Raw genomic sequence first — 2,845 nt, 5'->3', positions numbered from 1 at the left:
TACAATCTCATCGGCTTCTGTGGAGCAGGGAGCAATAATCCCACCGGGGCACATACAAAAGGAAAATACTCCCCGGTCGTCTACCTGATCAACCAAACTGTAGTTCGAGGGCGGAAGGTACTCGCCCCGCACATCGCAATGATATTGAGCCTGATCAATTATGATCTGTGGATGTTCAATCCTAACACCCAGCGCGAAAGGCTTGGCTTCTACTTTGATGTTGTGTTTACGGAGGAGATGATAGATGTCACGGGCTGAGTGCCCTGTTGCCAGGATGACTGTGTCAGCTTTAAATGTACGATCTCCGCATATCACACCAGCTAATTTGCTGTTTGAAACAATCAGGTCTGTGACGCGGCAGTCAAAATGTACTTCTCCGCCAGCATTAAGTATGCTATCGCGGATAGAGCTTATTATACCAGGAAGTTTGTTCGTCCCGATGTGGGGACGGGCATCTATAAGTATATCTTCACTTGCACCATGCGCCACTAACGCTTTGAGAACATATTGGATATCACCACGCTTATTGGAACGGGTGTAAAGCTTGCCGTCAGAATAGGTTCCTGCGCCGCCTTCACCGTGACAATAATTAGAATCAGGATCGATTATACCCTCTCTATTTATCAGAGCCAGATCGCGCCTTCTTTGTTTGACATCTTTTCCGCGCTCAACAATGATTGGTTTCAATCCCAGTTCAATGCATCTCACAGCAGCAAACAGACCTGCCGGCCCCGCGCCTATAATCAATACCGGCTTTTTGTCGCTGACATTTTGATAGTTAACAGCAAAAATTTCAGGTGTTGGCTGCTCGCCTATGTAAACATTAACTTTTAAACGATAAACCACCTTCCTGCCACGGGCATCTATCGATCTCTTAATAACCTGAATATGCGAAATCTGCTCTGAGGGCGTATTTAGGGCCTTTACAGCAGCTGCATTTATAGAGCTTTCGTCAGCTGCATTTTCTGGTAAAAGGACCAGTTCAATCTCTTTTATCATAATAATTTGCCGGGTACTATCCCGGAAGTGTAACAAAGGTATGAAAATTGATTCCTATGGTGTAGATTTAAAAATTAAACTCACAAACATGAAAAAATCAATATTCACAGTCATTGGATTCTTCGCAGTGCTTTCGCTAAGCTCATGCGGATATAACAGTATGGTACAATTAGATGAGCAGGTAACTGGTCAGTGGGGTCAGGTAGAAAATGTCTATCAACGGCGCGCAGACCTGATTCCAAACTTAGTTGCGTCAGTAAAAGGGGCGGCTAACTTTGAGCAAAAAACTCTTACAGATGTTACCGAAGCCCGTGCTAAGGCCAGTTCGATCCAAGTTGATCCAACTAACCTCACGCCCGAGTCAATTGCACAATTTCAGGCAGCTCAGGGACAGTTAGGCCAGTCTTTAGGACGTTTACTGGCTACAGTCGAAGCATATCCTGAATTAAAAGCAAATCAAAATTTCCTTGAACTGCAATCGCAGCTGGAAGGAACTGAAAACCGCATCACCGTGGAACGCCAAAAGTTTAATGAGGTCACTCAAACTTATAATTCCAAGATCCGGACGTTTCCAAATAACCTGACAGCAGGTATGTTTGGCTTCAAACAAAAAGGGTATTTCAAAGCTGATGCAGGCGCTAGTACAACTCCAAAAGTCGAATTTTAAGCGTTTATTATAATCATTATACACTGATCGTCCCGGGGTGCCCGGGACGATTAATATTTACGCCATGGGAATTTTTACCGAAGAAGAGCAACAACGCGTCGCCGCGGCAGTGGAGGCTGCTGAACGGTTTACGTCCGGCGAGATCCGTGTCTGTATTGAAAAGAGCTGCAGCGAGCCTGTATTAGACCGAGCTGCCAACTATTTCAAAAAATTGGACATGCATAAGACTGCTAAAAGAAATGGTGTGCTTATATATGTTGCTACCAGCGATCACCAGTTTGCAATCATAGGAGATGAAGGAATAAATCGCCTTGTGCCGCACGATTTCTGGAACAGCACGAAAGATGCAATGCTCAATCACTTTAAGAATCAGGATCTGGTTGGCGGAATTATAACCGGAGTTAACCTTGCCGGACAACAGCTTCAAACATTCTTCCCTTATCATGATAGCGATATAAATGAATTACCAAATGACATCTCCTATATGGATGGCAAATAATGGGTTCTTACCTAATTCAACGCATGTTTGAAATGAAATTAAAATATTTTCTTTTTACCATACTGTTTCTTTCATTAAATGTGACTCTGTTTGGGCAGACTTTTCCAGCAAAACCCAACCGGCTGGTAAATGACTATACCCAAACTCTCTCTTCTGATCAGGTCAATCAGCTTGAACAAAAGCTGGTTGCTTTCAATGATTCTACATCTACCCAGATTGCCGTTGTTGTTATTAAGTCACTTGAAGGTTACGATGTCGCAGATTACACTCAGCGTCTTGCTGAGAGCTGGGGTGTAGGTGGTGAAAAGAATAATAATGGGGTTGTGTTGCTGGTGTCGCTCGGTGATCGAAAGGTAACTATTCAAACAGGTTACGGTGTCGAGGGCGCACTGCCAGATGCGATAGCCCGACGGATCATCGAAAATGAGATCACCCCTAACTTCAAATCAGGGGATTATTTCGCTGGTATAAACCAGGGTACTGATGCTATTATTTCTTATACAAAAGGCGAATATAAAAACGACACCCCAAAAGCAAGCAAAAAATCACGGGGCTCAATGGTACCGTTTATTATAATATTCATCGTTATAATGCTTCTTTTGAAAAAACGGGGTGGAGGCGGTGGCGGCGACAGTCAGGTTATTGGCGGCCGTGGCGGTGCCAGCCCGTTCTGGTGGCTG

Annotated in this window: 4 protein-coding genes; 3 read left to right on the top strand and 1 reads right to left on the bottom strand. The window is 44.2% G+C overall.

What is annotated here, in order from left to right:
• Nucleotides 1–999 (bottom strand): FAD-dependent protein (locus WKF69_RS17775; RefSeq protein WP_340383601.1); only part of this gene is annotated, 999 nt, incomplete at its 3' end.
• Between the two features lie 88 nt (nt 1,000–1,087).
• Between WKF69_RS17775 and WKF69_RS17770 the strand changes: the two genes are divergently transcribed.
• The 3 genes from WKF69_RS17770 to WKF69_RS17760 all read left to right on the top strand — a co-directional run.
• The gene (locus WKF69_RS17770; RefSeq protein WP_340383599.1) at nt 1,088–1,666 is read left to right on the top strand and encodes a LemA family protein; all 579 of its coding nucleotides are present in this window, start codon (nt 1,088–1,090) and stop codon (nt 1,664–1,666) included.
• 64 nt (nt 1,667–1,730) lie between these two features.
• Nucleotides 1,731–2,165 carry a TPM domain-containing protein gene (locus tag WKF69_RS17765; RefSeq protein ID WP_340383597.1) on the top strand — a complete coding sequence of 145 codons (435 nt, stop codon included), beginning with the start codon at nt 1,731–1,733 and terminating at the stop codon, nt 2,163–2,165.
• Between the two features lie 32 nt (nt 2,166–2,197).
• The coding region (locus WKF69_RS17760; protein ID WP_340383595.1) for a TPM domain-containing protein at nt 2,198–2,845 on the top strand (648 nt) is incomplete at its 3' end.

This window comes from Daejeonella sp. (assembly GCF_037719425.1).
Classification (GTDB): Bacteria; Bacteroidota; Bacteroidia; order Sphingobacteriales; family Sphingobacteriaceae; genus Daejeonella.
Note: the sequence above shows the minus strand (reverse complement) of the source record. Positions and strands in the feature narration are given on the sequence as shown.